At 51.4% G+C, this 17,134-nt stretch carries 14 protein-coding genes and 1 tRNA gene; 7 read left to right on the top strand and 8 right to left on the bottom strand.

Features of this window, described 5'->3' with window-relative positions; translation table 11 throughout:
- Positions 1-195: 195 nt before the first annotated feature.
- A complete protein-coding gene (gene ypeB, locus JOD24_RS13240; protein WP_380166074.1) occupies positions 196-1,542 on the bottom strand; it encodes a germination protein YpeB in 1,347 nt (448 codons plus the stop codon).
- 1,008 nt (positions 1,543-2,550) lie between these two features.
- Here ypeB and JOD24_RS13235 point away from each other — a divergent pair.
- Positions 2,551-3,537, top strand: coding sequence for an asparaginase (locus JOD24_RS13235; protein ID WP_380166076.1), 987 nt, complete (start codon positions 2,551-2,553; stop codon positions 3,535-3,537).
- A 10-nt stretch (positions 3,538-3,547) separates the two neighbouring features.
- On the opposite strand, the gene JOD24_RS13230 is transcribed toward JOD24_RS13235, so the two are convergent.
- Both JOD24_RS13230 and JOD24_RS13225 read right to left on the bottom strand, forming a co-directional pair.
- Positions 3,548-4,531 (bottom strand): YpdA family putative bacillithiol disulfide reductase, encoded by a 984-nt coding sequence (locus JOD24_RS13230; RefSeq protein WP_429247071.1) that lies wholly within the window; start codon positions 4,529-4,531, stop codon positions 3,548-3,550.
- 78 nt (positions 4,532-4,609) lie between these two features.
- Positions 4,610-5,890: a Glu/Leu/Phe/Val family dehydrogenase gene (locus tag JOD24_RS13225; RefSeq protein ID WP_380166080.1), complete on the bottom strand. Its 1,281-nt coding sequence runs from the start codon at positions 5,888-5,890 to the stop codon at positions 4,610-4,612.
- A 353-nt stretch (positions 5,891-6,243) separates the two neighbouring features.
- Here JOD24_RS13225 and JOD24_RS13220 point away from each other — a divergent pair, with 353 nt between their 5' ends.
- Positions 6,244-6,948, top strand: coding sequence for a PIG-L deacetylase family protein (locus tag JOD24_RS13220; RefSeq protein WP_429247070.1), 705 nt, complete (start codon positions 6,244-6,246; stop codon positions 6,946-6,948).
- Between the two features lie 43 nt (positions 6,949-6,991).
- On the opposite strand, the gene JOD24_RS13215 is transcribed toward JOD24_RS13220, so the two are convergent.
- From JOD24_RS13215 to JOD24_RS13200, 4 genes are all read right to left on the bottom strand, one after another.
- On the bottom strand, positions 6,992-7,585 hold the full coding sequence (locus tag JOD24_RS13215) for a genetic competence negative regulator (RefSeq protein WP_429247069.1): 594 nt from the start codon (positions 7,583-7,585) through the stop codon (positions 6,992-6,994).
- A 284-nt stretch (positions 7,586-7,869) separates the two neighbouring features.
- Positions 7,870-7,960: transfer RNA gene (locus JOD24_RS13210), tRNA-Ser, on the bottom strand.
- Positions 7,961-8,005: 45 nt separating this feature from the next.
- Entirely contained in the window at positions 8,006-8,410 is a 405-nt protein-coding gene (locus JOD24_RS13205) for a hypothetical protein (protein WP_380166086.1), read from the bottom strand.
- Between the two features lie 18 nt (positions 8,411-8,428).
- A complete protein-coding gene (locus JOD24_RS13200; protein ID WP_380166088.1) occupies positions 8,429-9,013 on the bottom strand; it encodes a CPBP family intramembrane glutamic endopeptidase in 585 nt (194 codons plus the stop codon).
- Positions 9,014-9,237: 224 nt separating this feature from the next.
- Between JOD24_RS13200 and JOD24_RS13195 the strand changes: the two genes are divergently transcribed.
- On the top strand, positions 9,238-9,450 hold the full coding sequence (locus tag JOD24_RS13195; protein WP_380166090.1) for a ferredoxin: 213 nt from the start codon (positions 9,238-9,240) through the stop codon (positions 9,448-9,450).
- A gap of 466 nt (positions 9,451-9,916) precedes the next feature.
- Positions 9,917-10,408 (top strand): inorganic diphosphatase, encoded by a 492-nt coding sequence (locus JOD24_RS13190; RefSeq protein ID WP_429247068.1) that lies wholly within the window; start codon positions 9,917-9,919, stop codon positions 10,406-10,408.
- A gap of 45 nt (positions 10,409-10,453) precedes the next feature.
- On the opposite strand, the gene JOD24_RS13185 is transcribed toward JOD24_RS13190, so the two are convergent.
- Positions 10,454-12,562, bottom strand: a complete 2,109-nt coding sequence (locus tag JOD24_RS13185) for an ATP-dependent helicase (protein WP_429247067.1) — start codon at positions 12,560-12,562, stop codon at positions 10,454-10,456.
- Positions 12,563-13,061: 499 nt separating this feature from the next.
- Here JOD24_RS13185 and JOD24_RS13180 point away from each other — a divergent pair, with 499 nt between their 5' ends.
- The 3 genes from JOD24_RS13180 to JOD24_RS13170 all read left to right on the top strand — a co-directional run bounded on the left by JOD24_RS13180 (position 13,062) and on the right by JOD24_RS13170 (position 16,991).
- Positions 13,062-14,225 (top strand): pyridoxal-phosphate-dependent aminotransferase family protein, encoded by a 1,164-nt coding sequence (locus JOD24_RS13180; protein WP_380166096.1) that lies wholly within the window; start codon positions 13,062-13,064, stop codon positions 14,223-14,225.
- Positions 14,203-15,783, top strand: a complete 1,581-nt coding sequence (gene serA / locus JOD24_RS13175; RefSeq protein ID WP_429247066.1) for a phosphoglycerate dehydrogenase — start codon at positions 14,203-14,205, stop codon at positions 15,781-15,783. The genes JOD24_RS13180 and serA overlap by 23 nt, the downstream gene beginning before the upstream one ends.
- A 506-nt stretch (positions 15,784-16,289) precedes the next feature.
- Positions 16,290-16,991 (top strand): SDR family oxidoreductase, encoded by a 702-nt coding sequence (locus tag JOD24_RS13170; protein ID WP_380166102.1) that lies wholly within the window; start codon positions 16,290-16,292, stop codon positions 16,989-16,991.
- Positions 16,992-17,134: the final 143 nt, after the last annotated feature.

Genomic DNA, 17,134 nt, shown 5'->3' with positions numbered 1-17,134 from the left:
CGAGTTGGATGATGATTTCCCCTTGGAAACCTTGGCCAGCGACAACCCATGAACCCTAGAGTTCGCTATGTATTCCTTTGTATGAATTCTTCATAAGGATATCATAAACCACCGCGGCTTGCAACGACTGAAACCTTTTTTTCAGGCGATTTTGTCAAAATCTCAGGCCGGCTGATCAGCCGGCCTGAGGAAATTTCAAAGTTCTTCCGTATTGGCCTTTTTAACCTTCTGAACCATCTCTTCGTCTCCCGTATCCCCATTGATAAATACGCGGTACTCACTTTTTCCTAGCCGACCCATAAACTCGTGACACAGCACTTCTTTTCCATTCTCTCCGAAGATCACTGCTGGATGGGACTCCTTCACCTTCATACGGGGACTGACATATTTTCGAGCCTGGGCCTGGGTAAGACGGGGTTTCAGATTTCGTTTTTCAATATGATTATACACATAGTTTTCTGCCTGAAATCCTATGATCTCCCCATTATCCAAAGCCACTTTGATCACAACCGTCTCAGGGTAGATCAATACCTTCCCTTCTTTTCTGACGAAGCTGAAGGAAGCCATATTGCCCATTTCGTCGAAGGAGATCGTCTCCATCTCCGGATACCCCAAGCCTTCCAAGAACTGAATCGCCTCTCCCTGGGCCTGCTCCAGGCTCAATTTCCGTTTGTTCACCTGGCGATCATAATTGAGCCAGAGAACGTGTCCGCCTTTGGCAGTTACATCGGCATTCACTTCGTTTCCGTTCCGTTTTTTCAATCGGGCACTGTAAGTCTTTACATCCCCTTTTCGGTTGGAGACCACTTCAATCCCCTTGGTGTCCGGTCGATCTAGAATATCGGCAATCTTTTCCTTCACATCCTGAGGAGATACCGTTTTTCCGGTCAGGTTCACCGGATTTTTTCGCTGTTTTGCCTCCAGATTATTGACGGAGGGTCCCCAGTCCACCTCAGTATATCCTTCTGAAATTTTATCTACCTTTTTAAAACCATCTATAATCGTGTTATTCATCACCTTGTCCTCAGAGGCCATCGCCTGCTCCACATCCATCCAGCGCAGGTTTTTGCTCAGAACCTGGGACTGCACTTTCTGCAAGTCCTTTTGAATGGCGTTGGAACGCTTGTACAGATCCCGCAAGGTATTATACTCCCGATCTGTCAGGGGTTTTTTATCTAGATCCCGAACTCCCACCCCGTAACTGAAATTGCCGATACGGGCTAGAAAAGATTCCGTTTTGTCAAAAGGCATGATGGACAAGGGAAGCTGGCCGAGATCGTTTTGGGCGGCGAAACTGAGTCGCCATACGTTGGTCAAAGAGTTAGACAACTGTTTTCGCGAATTGAGAGCCAGTGTCTTCCCCAATTCATCCTGTAATTTGTCCACATGAAAGTTGAGATCATGGAAAGCTCTTTGATACTGGTTCTCCGCTTTAATGAGCAGACTACTTTTTTCTTGATTTTCTTGGTATCCCCACACAGCAGTGCCGATCAAGGCCAGTGCGGCAACGGGGAACAGCACGGCGGCGATCCGTCTGTACATGACTGAATCACTCCTTATTGACAAAAAGTATGTTTCCCGATTTTTTCACCTGTGAACAGGACCAAATCCAACCGGAAGTGCTGTTTCAGGATTGAAGTCATACAGGGTATTTCTCGTCGGGTCTTATCTCCGGATGACATCCACCACCGCTATTTTCGACGACAACCCCATCAGCCCGTCGACCACGGCGGCAATAGCGCCAATCACACCGAACATATTGTTGGGGAATTACAGTCTCGATCCGGTTTAGAATGACCGCTGCCCCCGCCACCTGCCAATATAAGTTTCTCCCCTAGACTCCCTGTGCTCATCCTTGGAGGAGAAGAGGGAGTCCTCCGCTCCACCCAAAACTCTTCGGTTCGAGAAGCTCTGTGAAAAAGTCGTCACAGGGAGGGTTAGGTTGCACATAGAGTGTCTTCGACTCATCAGAACTTGGGTACCAAAATGTGAAACCCCATCCCGATCGACTCCCTCCCCTTGGTTTCTTCGCAGATAGTTTGAGCGCCACAACCTATCTTTATGCAATAAAAAGACCGACCCTATGCAGGCCGGTCCACTTACAACCTCTCGGATGATACTTCGAATCCCGAGGGACTTCGATTATCACAGATGCATTGCTTAAAGCCCGTTTCCACTCTTCCTTTCTTCATACTGCCTTTCAACAAAAAGTACTCTCCACATTCCTTGCAACGGATTTTCACCAAGTACCGGCGACCGTCCATTCACCTTTCACCCCATTCAGACAGGTTCCATCTTCATTATGAACAAAACAGCGGATCGATAACCGCAAGATCTTATTATAAAATGAAAGAAAGATCCACTAAAAGCATGATGAAAAAATCGCCTTGACTAGATTCCCTTCGCTTCCCTCCCCCGCGCTCTGCAGTAAGGGTTCGGTTTTCGTTAGAACAACGAAAATGAAACCCCATCTAGGCCGTCTGCAAAAGCAGCCCTAAAATTCCCCAAACCGCTATGGGAGAGAAAAATTAACCAGAGGAGAACACAACCATGAGACAAATTACGATCCTTACCACCGGCGGAACTATCGCCATGACAGAAGATGAACGGACGGGAGCTGTGAAGCCACTGGGTTCCGAAGGACTGCAACAGGTTCTTCCCTTGCTTTCTCGTTACGGGATCCAAGTGAAAATGGACCACTTCTGTAACTTGCCCAGTCCTCACATCACACCCCAGTGGATGCACCGAATTAGCCAACGGGTCATGCACCATCTCTCCCAACCAGATGTCGATGGAGTGGTAGTCACTCACGGCACCGATACGCTAGAGGAAACTGCCTACTATCTGGATCTGACTCTTCCCGGCGACCTGCCCGTCATTGTAACCGGAGCGATGCGCAGTCAAAACGAGTTGGGAGCAGACGGTCCCCTCAATCTCGTCAATGCCGTTCGCGTCGCTTCCCACCCCCAAGCCCATGGGAAGGGAACGTTGGTGGTTTTCAATGACGAGATCCACGCTGCCCGCTGGGTTACCAAAACACATACCAGCAATGTGGCCACCTTCCAGTCGCCTTCTCAAGGGCCCGTAGGAACTATCAGCAAAAAAGAGATCCTTTTTCACCAATCCCCCAGCCGCAGACGAGTATTCCCTCATCTACCTCCCGTGGAAGGAGTATATCTAGTCAAAGCGGCTGCTGGCACCGATGACCTGTTGATCCAGGCTGCCTTGCAGGCCCGAGCCCAGGGATTGGTCGTGGAAGCCCTTGGACAGGGAAATCTCCCTCCCACCATGCTTCCCGGTTTGAAAAAAGCAGTGGACTCAGGGATCCCCACCGTCCTCGTTTCCCGTTGTCATCATGGGTTTGTGGAAGATATTTATGGTTACGACGGAGGTGGAAAGCAATTGAAAGAATGGGGTCTCATTTTTGCCAACGGTTTAAACGGACAAAAAGCGCGGATCCAATTGATGGCCGCGCTTCATGTGAGCCGGGACCCGGCTCAGTTGCAATCTTTTTTCAAAGAATATCCCCAAGGTTGACACCCTTGAGTCAGGAAGTCGTCGCTCCCCTCTCCTTTTCGATGTGGGCGACGATTTTCCCACCATGGAAACGACCATTTTCAATGAAGATGGAATTGGCATCCTTTCCACCAACGATCACCCCAGCAATGTATAAGCCGGGGACTTCCGTCTCCATTGTGTCCGGGTCATAGATCGGGGCTCCTGTTTTCGGATCTAGGCTCACGCCCAACCTCTCCAGCATCTCGGTTTGGGGATGGTACCCTGTCATCGCAAACACGACATCGTTTTTAAGCGTAAACAGCTCCCCCTCTGTTTCGAGAAGCACCTCTTTTTCCCGAATCTCCCGAACCACGGTGTTCCAATGCATAGTGATCCAGCCCTTGTCGATGGCACTTTCAATCACCGGTTTCACCCAAGCTTTCACACTGTTTGGGAAGGCTTCCCGGCGATAGGCCATCGTAACTTTCGCTCCCGCCTGCTGCAGATCCATCGCCGCATCAACAGCAGAGTTCTTCCCGCCGATAACAAGAACATCCAATCCATAATAGGGATGACCATCCTTGTAATAGTGGTGAACCTTGGAAAGCTCTTCCCCAGGAATATTCATCGGGTTGGGAGTATCGTAATATCCCGTCGCCACTACCACCCGCGGCGAGACATAGCGTTGTTTTCCAGCATCCTTTTCCGTCCGGACCACAAAGTTTTTCCCTTCCTTTTCGATCTCGGTCACCTTCTCATAAAGATGAATCCTCAGATCGTAGGCTTTGGCCACTGCCCGGTAATATTTGAGGGCTTCCAACCGGTTGGGTTTCTCACCGGTCGAGATAAAAGGAACTCCGCCGATCTCCAGCAGTTCTGGAGTGCTGAAAAATTTCATATGCACCGGGAACCTGTAAACGGATTGAAGAAGACAACCTTTTTCAATCACCAGCGGATTCAATCCCCGTCGTTTCGCTTCCACAGCCGCAGACAAACCACAGGGACCTGCCCCGATAATGATCACATCTTCCACACAACTAACCTCCTTGAAAAGAAAACAGAAAAACACCCCTTCATCGTCGGGATGTCTTTCTGTGTCATCCTCGAAAAATCAGACCCAACCACGGAAACGAGAGGCTTCCGCCATCTTGCGAACTCCGACCATATAAGCGGCCAAGCGCATATCTACTTTCCTCGTTTGAGCAGTTTGGTATACATTCTCAAAGGACTGCACCATAATATCCTCCATTTTCCGGAGGACTTCTGCCTCAGACCAGTAGTAGCCTTGGTTATTTTGCACCCATTCAAAATAGGAGACAGTCACTCCACCCGAACTGGCCAGCACATCCGGAACCAGCAAAATTCCGCGCTCGCTCAATATCTGGGTGGCTTCCAAAGTCGTGGGGCCGTTGGCCGCTTCGACTAGGATATCTGCCTGGATCCGGTGGGCATTCGCCGCTGTGATCTGATTTTCAACCGCAGCAGGGACCAGAATATCACAATCCAGTTCCAGAAGCTCCTCATTGGTGATCGTTTCCTTAAACAGATTGGTCACGGTTCCAAAGGAATCCCGACGATCCAACAAGTAATCGATATCCAGACCCTTCTCATCATGGAGAGCTCCATATGCATCCGAAATCCCGATCACTTTGGCCCCAGAATCAGCCATGAACTTGGCAAGAAAACTGCCGGCGTTTCCAAATCCCTGGATCACGACCCGGGCACCTTCCAGAGACAGATTCCGCTTCTTGGCCGCCTCCCGGATCATCAGGGTTACCCCTTTGGCCGTCGCCGTCTCTCTGCCTTGCGAGCCCCCGAGAACCAAGGGTTTACCCGTGATGAATCCAGGCGAATCAAATTCCCTCATCAAGCTGTATTCATCCATCATCCAGGCCATGATCTGGGAGTTGGTAAACACATCAGGAGCCGGAATATCCTTGGTCGGTCCCACAATCTGACTGATTGCGCGAACATATCCTCGGGAAAGGCGTTCCAATTCCCTGAAGGACATCTTGCGGGGATCGCAGATAATCCCGCCTTTCCCCCCACCGTAGGGAAGATCCACAATACCAGCCTTCAGGCTCATCCAAATTGAAAGCGCCTTCACTTCTCCTTCGGTAACCCCCGGGTGAAAACGAACGCCCCCTTTGGTAGGGCCGACCGCATCATTGTGTTGCGCACGGTAGCCGGTAAAAACCTGAACCGAGCCGTCGTCCATCCGGATCGGGATCCGAACGCGCATCAGCCGCATCGGTTCCTTTAATAACTCGTAAACCTGTTCGGGGTACCCCAGCTTATCCAGAGCCCGCTTAATGACAGTTTGCGTGGAAACGAGAACATCCAGATTTTCTTCTTTTTGCTCCAGATTGGAGGCTTCCGACTGTTGTTCCATCCCTGACCACCTCAAAAAAAAATAATTCCCGTCAATCCATATCCAAGTATACACCAGTTCACACAAGAAAGGTAACACCATTTCCGATTCCGACTTTTTCCTCTTTTTTGTTATAATCAACCCTGAAGGAGGGCTGTTGATGAACCATAAAGTGGATGACGGAAACGAAATGACCCTTTCGTTCTTCCCATTGCCCCCCATCACAAAATATCGCTTGAGGGGACGGGAATGGGGGAAGACTACGATCTCTTGCAAAGAGCGTAAAGGCTCTTCACCGTCCCCCCATTTCGACCTGATTTCCTACCCAAAATTTAGCTAATCAACACACCTGACCCTGAAGGAGAGAGCGTCCCATGAAAAGAAAATTGATGTTCATTTATGCCCATCCTGATGATGAAACATTTGCCTCCGGCGGAACGATCGCCCGATATGCCCTGCAGTCAGACTGCGAAATCGTCCTCTTTTGCACAACGAGAGGAGAGGCGGGCAAGCCCGGCAACCCACCTCTGTGCACCCAAGAAGAATTAGGCGAAGTTCGTTCTCGGGAACTGGAGGCAGCCGCTCAAGTTTTGGGAATCGACCGGGTCATCCTGCGGGATTACGGAGATGGAAGATTGTCTAGGATCCCCTTTCAGCAATTGGTGGACGAGATTGCCCGCCAGATCCAACTGGAAGCACCCCAGGCTGTGGTCACCTTTCCACCTCACGGAATTTCCGGTCACCCGGATCATCAAGTCATCCAACGAGCCACCCGGGAAGCTCTCACCCGCTTAGACGACGAATTGAAGATCCATTTGTACTATACGGTGATCCCCGAATCGGACTCCCCTCTTCCTGGAGTCCACACCACTCCACTCTCAGAAGTCACACACCGAGTTGAGGTGACGCCCTTCCGCAGGCAAATCATGAACGCTCTGCAACAACACCGAACCCAACATCTGTCTTCCCAGCGGGCATTCCCCGGAGTCTGGGAAGGAGACTGGAAGAGTTTACGACAGACGGAATATTACCAGATTATCAACGCTCCTGCTGGCATAACCGGAACCGAACTGATATAAATATAAAACGACCGCGGTTTTTTCCGCGGTCGTCAAAATCGAATCAATAGAAATAACGGACGATCTCCCCGATTGCATCCCCATCCCAGATAGTTTTTCCATATTCCTCAAGTACGTGTTCGGTACAGGTAGATGCCTCTCCGTATTCAGACAGTACAGCGATCCCCTTCTGGAGGGTTTCTGTTTCCATCTCCGTGTCGAGAACGAGATAGTAGTGATCGCGGTATGCATAAACACTGCCGCCAGAACCGATCAGCCGATGAAGACTGTCTGCCGCCTGTACCAAATCTTCAAAGTCCGCAAATTGGAAGACAACCTGATCACTTTCCTCCAGTGTCACTTCCAATTCATACATATCATCGCTGTCCAGATCGTCCAATTCCTCCCGAGATGGGGTCCTTCCTCGAGAGACCACCACCACCATCCCCTGGGCTGGCAAGGCAAATACTTCTACAGCGACAGGACCTGAGATCTCAAAGCCAAGTTCCTGGTAGGCTTGATCCATCATATCATTGAATAGTTCATGTACCTTTGGGATGTCCCGCCACATATCTTCTTTTTCAATCCCACGTTCCATCAGATCATCCATGGATAAAAAAAAGCGGATTTTGTCTCGGCTGAGTCGCTCGACACGCATGGTTTACCCTCCCTCGCTGGAGACCCGCACAATACAGCGTATGAGGGTGAAGCACTCTTCGTTACGCGTTTCAGGTCTCCTTTTTCCCATTCACCGCACTGCTTGAACAACCGTACAATCCTCCCCTGAGGTTGAGACCTACTCTCCACCTGGAAGGCTCGTTCACTCCGTGCATCCATCATACCAAAAACCAATTGGACATGCGAGGAGCTCACCTGGTTTTAAAGCTTATAAAAAAAGAACCCGGAACTTCGCAACCGGGATTCCGTCTTTTTTCACCCAGATGGCGGAGAGAGAGGGATTCGAACCCTCGAGACGATATGATCGCCTACACGATTTCCAATCGTGCTCCTTCGACCTCTCGGACACCTCTCCTCAAAACAAACACCTTTAAGTGATATAACAAAATCACCGTCCCTGTCAAGATGACTGACGGAAAGTTTCCCGTAACGCCAGCTGTTTTTCTCTCCAGCTGATCGCTTCCCTCCCTGCAAAAAACAGGAGGGTCACCCATCCGACCACCGGGATATGCAAAGTGAGCAGAGGTGCAGCTCCCCAAGCCACCGCCAGAGGGAGCAGGAAACGCCAACGCACTGGGGAGCTGATCGGTAGCGGAAGATACAGAAAATAGGAGAGCGATTTAGCGGACACCTTAATCACTTGCCGCCCGGCTAGCAGGATCAGGCCTGCAGCAAACAGAGTCTCCAGATTGATATATTCCCAGTAGGAAGGAACCGACCGGGAACCCATAGGCATCAAAAGCGCGGCGAACCCAGCGAGTCCCCATACGACAATCACCCGCATCCAAAGTCTGATCCCATCCACCCCCTCCCTTTCAATATATCATGTCTCCTCTGAAAACATGCCCCCTCCAGCCTCCCTCCCCTTTCGAATAGAGAAACCCAAAAGGGCGTCCACGGTGAAATGTGCCACTACAGCAGGGGTTAAACTTCCCGTCCATTCCGTCAACCCCGCCAAAAGACAGCTGATCCCAAAGAGACTGACCAACAGAATCCATTGCTTCAGATACCGAAAATGAATCAGAGTAAAAAGCAGACTGCTACCAATCATGCCCAACCAGTGCTGAAGCGCTCCCCGAAACAGCATCTCTTCCCCGATCGCCACCCAAGCTGTGACCCACAAGATTTCCACATAAGAGAGATTTTGAAACAACAAACGGTTGAGTCCCCCGTCATCCAATTGTTCCTCAGAAACCCCTCGTTGAAGAATCCAATCGAAAGCCACCACCACGAGACCAGAAGCAACACCCACTGCCCACATCTTCCATCCTGCTGGAAGCCACAATTCTGCTGTCAAGCGACCCTGAAGCCAAAGAAGAACCACAGCCACCAGAAGAACCAGCAACTGAGTGAGATAAAGGTTCCAACGAAGAAGCCGGGCTTTCCGATGATTCGATTCCTCCTCCACCTATGAATTCCCCCTTTCTTAAAATACTTCTTTTCATCACCTTCTCTTGCAAATAAGCAAAAACCGTTCTAAAATGTTTGTGGAAGTTGGCTTAAATCTATGGATTCCTATCAAGCGTGTTGATGATCCATATTTTGGGCAGGAAGGTCGAATTCTGCCCTCCCATCGCCCATTTTCTGGTTCATCAACAGCCCTGGATTCATATATTCGGAAGGGGAAAAATCATGCGCACTTGGGTGGATAAAGATACTTGCATCGCCTGCGGGGCTTGCGGGGCCGCCGCTCCCGACGTTTACGATTATGATGATGAAGGGATCGCATACGTGATCCTAGATGACAATGCCGGAACCGCCGAGGTGCCCGAAGAGTTTCACGAGGACGTCTACGATGCCTTCGAGGGCTGTCCGACAGATTCGATCAAACTGGAAGAAGAATAATTAGAGACATGTTGATTGGCTTTCGCACTTCGGAGACCTGGTTTCTTCCTTCTGATCTCGCTGTGCGGGTTTGGCAAGAGATCTTTCCTGTCCTCCACAAAGACTTATGACGGGGGACGATAGATTTCCTGGTTCATCAACAGTCTTGTCATCATAGATCAGATCGCTACCTGAACAGGTAGCATTTTTTATGCCCCCAAATGCAGGGACTCGGCTAGTCCCCCATCCACATTGACCACCAGATCCCCCTGTCCATAATCATCCTCCAGTTCCCCGTTGACGTACATCTTTGCAAAGGAATTCACAGGGAATTTGGTGGAGAAGTGACACATTTCATTCATTGTACCATGATGATTCGAAAATTGTGCCGTTATGGATTGATTCAGCTACCTATAAAGAATAAAATATTGGGTAGGGTTTTTTTCCCTGACATAGACACGTACATACCTTCAAGGAGGTTCCCGAGATGACACAAAAACACCTCACAGTAGACGCCTTTATCGAAATTCCCACCGGCAGTCAGAACAAATACGAATATGACAAGGAAAAAGGCGTGTTTCGCCTGGACCGGGTGCTGTATTCCCCCATGCATTACCCCACAGAGTACGGTTATCTGGAAAACACCCTGGCGGAAGATGGTGACCCTCTCGATATCCTGGTACTGACCACCTTCCCCACTTTCCCCGGATGTGTCATCCAAACCCGTGTGATCGGCGTCCTCCTGATGTCCGATGATAAAGGGAAAGACGAAAAATTGCTGGGTGTTCCTGTAGATGATCCTCGCTGGGACTCCGTGCAGACTCTGGAAGATCTTCCGAGCCACACCCTGCGAGAAATTGAACACTTCTTCGACGTCTATAAAGCTCTGGAAAACAAAAAGACTGACATCCAAGGCTGGCAAGGAGTGGACGTCGCCCATCGCCTGTACCAAGAAAGCCTGGAACGGTATTCCGGTTAAAACAAAAACCAGCGGTCCAACAACGGTTGGGCTACGCTGGTTTTTTCATTCTCCCCTTTTCTTTTTTAACAACCCCAACTGACGAGATAACTCATAGTGAAGAGTATGGATTTCATCTCCAAAGCGCACCGTCACCTTGCGACCCGGCGCGGTCCCCTCCAAGGAATCCACCTGTGTAACCACTCCCTCTCCCCAGAGGGAGTGAAGGAGAACATCTCCTTCTTGTAAAGATTCTCCCGTGTATCGGAGCTGAGGCTGTTTCGGATCGGCAGGGCGACGCCGGGAAGGAGGCTGTGCCACAGGCTTCTCTTCTTCACTGGTGTATCCCATCTCCTTTAGAAAAGGAGAGGGTCCTACCCGCTTTCCCTGACGCGTAGCACTGACGGATAGAATCAATTCCTGACGGGCTCGGGTCAGTCCCACATACAACAACCGCCGCTCCTCCTCCCAGGCCCGATTTTTCATTTTCTCCGGCACTTGCAGACTTCGACGATGGGGGAGCACCATGGCATGGAGACCGATGAGAATCACTCGGTCAAACTCCAGTCCCTTCGACTTGTGCAACGTCATCAACCGAACCCGGGGCGACTTCGGCTGTTCCCTCACCTTCCGATCCACCTCTTCGATGTGAAGCAAAAAGTCTTCGATCTTACGATGGGCTGTAGCCGCCATCGACAACTCATCCACCGGTTCCGCCAGTGTCTGAAAATCAAGACCCAAATCCCTCGCCATCGCGGAAAGAAAAGTATCATATCCAATCTCCCGCCGGACCCGATCTACCGCTGTTGTAGGAGGTTCGCCCTGCAAGGCTGTCACTTGTTGCACCATCCGTTCTAGGTGTTTGATTTGATAGCTTTCCAATCCCTTCAGTTGAGGCAAGCACAGAAGCAGGGGAAGACTCGTTTCCCGGGAAATCCCTTGGAGCTCGTTCAGCCACTCCTCACCAAAAAGATACCGCTTCGGACGATTGATCACCCGTACCAGAGCATCCAGATCATCGGGATCGTGGGCCAGCTGAAGATAGCTCAGCACATCTATCACCTGCCAGCGCCGATAAAAAGCGGCATCTCCAGGAGAAACAGCAAAGGGAATATCCGCCCGTACCAGGGTATCGATGACTGCACGGGCTTGAGTGGAAGTCCGGTAAAGAACCGCCGTCTCCATCCCATCCTTCAAGATCCCCAGGATCTGACCGGCTTCATCCTCTTCATCCACCGGTTTCCACCAGCGGGGAGCTCCTCCCGCTTTCCCTGTTCCTTCCACTTTCTTCGGTTGGCGGAGGCGATTGTGAGCAATCAGTTGCTGCCCGATCTGGATAATCGGCTCCGTCGACCGATGATTGGTAGTCAAAACGATCCGGGTGCAGTTTGGGAGCGTATGCGGTAGATTCAACATATATTCCGGATCGCTTCCCCGAAACCCGTAGATAGACTGATCATCATCCCCTACAGCGAAGAGCGTCCCCTCCTCCGAAAGCAGAAGACGGATCGCTTCCATCTGAACCCGGTTGATATCCTGAAATTCATCCACCAATATGTATAGAAATCGCCTTTGCAGCAAATGTTCCTTGCGTAACCCATCGTGAAACCGAAGCAGGATATCGTCGTAATCCCAAATGCCCCGTTGCTCCAATCCCTGTTGATACGCCTGAAACAGTTCGCGGAAAGCGATATTTTTTGCTTGTTTCAACTTCATGCGCTCAGGAAACATCAAATTCCCCTTGCAAAATCCGATCTGACTCAGGGTGTTGGAAACCGCTTCTTCGTCGGCAGGCCTGCCTGACTCGATCAACAACTCCCGGATCAATCCAGTCTGTTCCCGCTCCCCGGCTAGGCGAGGAATGGCTACACCGGCATTTCGTAGCAACCGGAGAAAAATAGAATGAAAAGTGCCGATGGTGATCCCAGACGAACCGCCAGACTGTTTCAACAAACGTCGCCTCATTTCCTGCGCCGCCGCTCGGGTAAAGGTGACTACCATCATCCGGTTTTCCGGCACTCCCTGGGAAAGCAGCCAAGCTGCCCGCCGGGTCAAGACCGTCGTCTTGCCACTGCCGGGACCGGCAAATACCACCGCCGATTTCCCCTCCAAAGTGACAGCTTCTCGCTGCCCCGCATTTAATCCTGACAAATCCACCGCTTCCACCGACTGCACAGCCCTCCTCCTTTCTTGTTGAACTCTGTAGACCCACCTATCTGCCGCCAGGAGAGATCCTGTTCCCCCGACATCCCTTTCCCAGAGATCCACAGCCTTGAAGAAAAGTGTACTTTCATGGTATCACACTCACCTTTTCCTAGGACATCCCGTTTTCAGCGGTTGACACTCTTACTTTACCGTGCTAGAGTAAGTAACAACATTTTGATGAGCTACAGACCATGACGGAGCCAAATTGCGGAAAAAGGAAGCCCAGAGAGCCGATGGTTGCTGGAAATCGGCGTTCCCGACGCGATGGAGCACTCCTGAGTCATCCGGTTGAAAACCAGTAGACCGGATCGGAAGATCCGTTATCCCAGGGTTCTTATGAACCCACCGAGACTCCCGCTGCAAAGCCGGAGTAAATGAGGGTGGCAACACGGCCTTTCGTCCCTCACCTGTCTTCAGGTCAGGTGTGAACGAAAGGCCTTTCTTTATGTATCAAAGGAGGAGAGAAACTGTGTTAAAAGACAAATTTCGTCTGCAAATTCCGGGACCTACACCGATTCCCCCTCGAGTCCAGCAAGCCATGAACCGTCCGATGATCGGCCACCGGGATCCGGACTGTTCCCAATTGGTCCGAGAGATCAGTCTCCGCCTCGCACCGGTGTTCGGCACGAAAAATCCTGTATTGCTCCTGGCTGGAAGTGGAACCTCCGCTTTGGAAGCCGCTGCCGTCAACACCCTGTCCCAGGGGGATGAAGCCGCCGTAGTGGTCACCGGTGCCTTCGGGGACCGGTTCGCCAACATCCTCTCTTCTATGGACGTCACTCTTCGCCGTTTGGACATTCCCTGGGGAAAATCTTGCAGCCCGGAGGAACTGACCTCTTTTCTGAAAAAACACCCCCAGGTGAAAACTGTATTTCTCACCTACTGTGAAACCTCCACTGGGGTCCTTAATCCGATCCGGGAGCTGGCCACCGTCATCCGAGAACAGACCGACGCCCTCATCGTCGCCGACGGAGTCAGTTGCATCGGCGGTGTCCCAGCGGGTGTAGAGGATTGGAAGATCGACATCCTCGTCTCCGGATCGCAAAAAGCACTGATGCTACCAGCCGGGCTCGCCTTTGCCGCCATCAGCGACAGGGCATGGAAACGGATTGAAACCAATCCCCATCCCCGGTTCTACCTGGACTTCCGCAAATATCGCAACAGCCTGCAAAATAAAACCACTCCATTTACTCCAACCGTCTCCCTCTTATTTGGATTGGAGGAGGTTCTCAACATAATCGAAGAAGAAGGATTGGAAACCATCTTTGCCCGGCACCGTCTAATGCGAGATGTGTTTCGGGCTGGGATGCGGGCCCTTGGCCTGACTCTGTTAACCGATGACCGGGACGCCTCCCCCACAGTTACCGCTGTCCGGGGTGGAGACAGCTGGTCCGCTACAGACCTGAGCCAAGAATTGCGCCGGCTCGGATTGCGAGTCGCCGGGGGACAACAACACCTGAAGGGGGAAATTTTCCGCATCGGACATATGGGTTATGCGGATCCTCTGGATATGCTAACCGCCGTCACCGCCATCGAAGTAGCACTTGCCCGTTTGGGAGCCCCTGTCAAGCTCGGAGCTGGAATTCAAGCAGCAGAGGAGGAACTGATTCATGTTTCGAGTACTGATCACTGATCCACTGAGCGATCAAGGAATTGAAAAACTGTTGGAAGCTCCGGATGTGGAAGTGATCCGAAAAACAGACCTGTCTATGGAGCAGCTGTTAGAGGAGGTTTCCACCGCCGACGCTTTGATCGTCCGGAGTCAGACCCAGGTGACAGACCCCGTGATACAAGCGGGAGGAAACTTAAAAGCGATCGGCCGCGCTGGAGTCGGAGTGGACAATATCGACATCTCTGCCGCCACCGCCCGTGGGATCCTCGTGGTGAACGCCCCCGATGGCAATACGATTTCCACTGCGGAACACACTTTTGCAATGCTGATCTCGCTGGCCCGAAACATTCCCCAAGGGTACCGGGACCTCGTCCAGGGAGAATGGAGACGGAAACAGTTTGTCGGCGTGGAATTGAACCACAAAACTCTGGGTATTGTCGGTTTAGGAAGAATCGGGACCGAATTGGCCAAGCGGGCTCGCGCATTCCACATGAACGTAGTCGCCTTCGATCCCTATTTGACCGCAGAGCGGGCAAAAAAAGCCGGGATTCAGCAAGCGACCTTGGAGGAAGTGATTACCGCCGCTGATTTTCTCACCGTCCATACTCCCCTGACCAAAGAGACTCATCATCTGATCGATGCTGACGCCTTCGCTAAAATGAAGGAGGGTGTCCGGGTACTTAATTGTGCTCGAGGGGGCATCATCGACGAAAATGCACTCTTCCATGCGATTCAAAGCGGAAAAGTGGCGGGGGCAGCCTTGGATGTGTTTGAGACGGAACCGCCTGGGAAACATCCTCTCCTCACACTCCCCCAAGTGATCGCTACGCCTCACTTGGGAGCATCCACCCGCGAAGCCCAGGAAAATGTGGCCGTCGATGTGTCTGAAGAGATTCTTCACATCTTACGGGGAGAACCCTTTAAAAATGCGGTCAACCTCCCCTCCATCCCAGCGGAATTGCAGGAAAAACTGCGTCCCTATCAAAATTTGGCCGAAAAGCTGGGGAGCTTTGCCACTCAGACTGTCGACGGAGCTCTGGATGAAATCATGGTCACCTACTCCGGAGATTTGGCCGAAGTGGACACTTCACCTTTAACCCGCATCATCCTGAAAGGAGCCCTCTCCCATTATCTGGCGGAAGTCAATGATGTAAATGCTCCCCACCTCGCCAAAGAACGAGGCGTCCGCGTCACCGAGCAGAAAAGATCTCAAAGTCACGGTTTCAACCAATTGATCCATTTGCAAATCCGCACCAACCGAAGTGAATCCTCCCTGTCTGGCACCTTGTTAAACGGATTGGGTCCCCGGATCGTCCAGATTGACTCCTACTCTGTCGATGTCCAACCTTCCGGACATTTGCTCCTCATCCGTCACCGGGATCAACCCGGTGCCATCGGACGGGTCGGAACGGTCCTCGGCAGGGGAGACGTCAACATCGCCACCATGCAGGTAGGCCGACGCGGTCAAGGAGGATCGGCGATCATGATGTTAACCGTGGATAAACCCATCCCCGCAGAGCTATTGCAAAGCTTGGAGGCGATGGAGGAAATCCAACAAGTGACCGCCATTGACCTGTAAACTACTAAACCAAGCACCGCGAAAAAAGTTTCGTGGTGCAGGCGTCTTGATTAGCCATATTTTGGGTGGGGAGATCGTGTTCACCCACGCGACCGTTGCCATCCGGCAAGGAAGTGAAAACTGGCCGCTCCAAATCTGACCATCGGGCAGGGGCAAAGCCTTACGGAAGCAACACAGGGGAGAATGTTGCCCCTAAACGCCCTCTCGTAAGACTTCTCCGCTGGGTAGGATGGCAACCTTGCTATCGAGATTGTAGTGCCTGTGGTGCTACCTTCATCTAGAGCTTCAGCTCCTTTAGATTGTAGTGCCTGTGGCGCATCCTTAACTTCAAATTGTAGTGCCTGTGGCGCAAAGGTCGCTTTGGCAGCACACGACTCCCTTCCGCCGCCCATTTTCTGGTTAATCAACAGCCCTGGTCGTGGTGCTTTTCTTATGAGGGGTTGATCTTCCTACCCCATCGGTTAAAGTGATAGTATATGTCGACTGTATGCCAAGGAGGGTTTTCTGTGGCAGATCTACAAGGAAAAATAGTGATTATCACCGGGGGTAGCAAAGGACTGGGAGCCAGTCTCGCCCGCCGTTTTGCCCAGGGGGGAGCCCAAGTCGTGGCCGCCGCCCGCAGTACAGATGCATTGGAGAGACTTGCCGGGGAATTTTCCGGTCACATCTTCCCTTTCACCTGTGATCTCACCCAGGCTGATCAGGTGAAATCCCTGATCGACACCACCGTGAATCAGTTTGGAAAGCTGGATATCTTGGTGAACAACGCAGGGGTAGGACGTTTTGGCTCGATTCCGGAGCTGTCGGAAGAAGATTGGGATCTGATGATGAACGTCAATTTGAAGGGGCCTTTCCTGACCTCCAAATTTGCTATCCCCCATCTCATCCCAAGCAAAGGACACATCGTCAACGTGTCCAGTGTTGCCGGAATCGAAGCTTTCCCCGGTGGCGGTGGCTATTGCGCCTCCAAGTTTGGACTGATGGCCCTCGCCGATGTGCTCACCAAAGAATTGAAGAAACATGAAGTCAAAGTTAACACCATCTGCCCCGGTTCGATCCAGACGGAGTTCTCCGAGAACCCGAAATCTTACGCACTCACCGCTGAGCAGGTGACCGAAGCCATCTGGCACATCGTAACTGCTCCAGAGGGGGTCATTTATAATCAGGTCATCATGCGTCCTCAAGTACCCCCACAGATGCAAAAATAATCCATAGCCGGAGATCCGCGGATTTCTTAGAGAAAAAAACGTCCCTTGTGGTATTATCCCCTTGAGGTAGACAGTGAAAAAAGTCCATCTGGTAAGATGGAGAAAAGCACTGATCTACCGGAGGGGATTTTCTTATGGCGAAA

Source organism: Kroppenstedtia sanguinis (assembly GCF_050433445.1).
GTDB classification, from domain to species: Bacteria; Bacillota; Bacilli; order Thermoactinomycetales; family DSM-45169; genus Kroppenstedtia; species Kroppenstedtia sanguinis.
Note: the sequence above shows the minus strand (reverse complement) of the source record. Positions and strands in the feature narration are given on the sequence as shown.

Bases quoted from the DNA above. Each gene is read 5' to 3' on its own strand.
- ypeB (WP_380166074.1), bottom strand. From the start codon at position 1,542: ATGTACAGACGGATCGCCGCCGTGCTGTTCCCCGTTGCCGCACTGGCC.
- JOD24_RS13235 (WP_380166076.1), top strand. From the start codon at position 2,551: ATGAGACAAATTACGATCCTTACCACCGGCGGAACTATCGCCATGACA.
- JOD24_RS13225 (WP_380166080.1), bottom strand. From the start codon at position 5,890: ATGGAACAACAGTCGGAAGCCTCCAATCTGGAGCAAAAAGAAGAAAAT.
- JOD24_RS13220 (WP_429247070.1), top strand. From the start codon at position 6,244: ATGAAAAGAAAATTGATGTTCATTTATGCCCATCCTGATGATGAAACA.
- JOD24_RS13215 (WP_429247069.1), bottom strand. From the start codon at position 7,585: ATGCGTGTCGAGCGACTCAGCCGAGACAAAATCCGCTTTTTTTTATCC.
- JOD24_RS13195 (WP_380166090.1), top strand. From the start codon at position 9,238: ATGCGCACTTGGGTGGATAAAGATACTTGCATCGCCTGCGGGGCTTGC.
- JOD24_RS13190 (WP_429247068.1), top strand. From the start codon at position 9,917: ATGACACAAAAACACCTCACAGTAGACGCCTTTATCGAAATTCCCACC.
- serA (WP_429247066.1), top strand. From the start codon at position 14,203: ATGTTTCGAGTACTGATCACTGATCCACTGAGCGATCAAGGAATTGAA.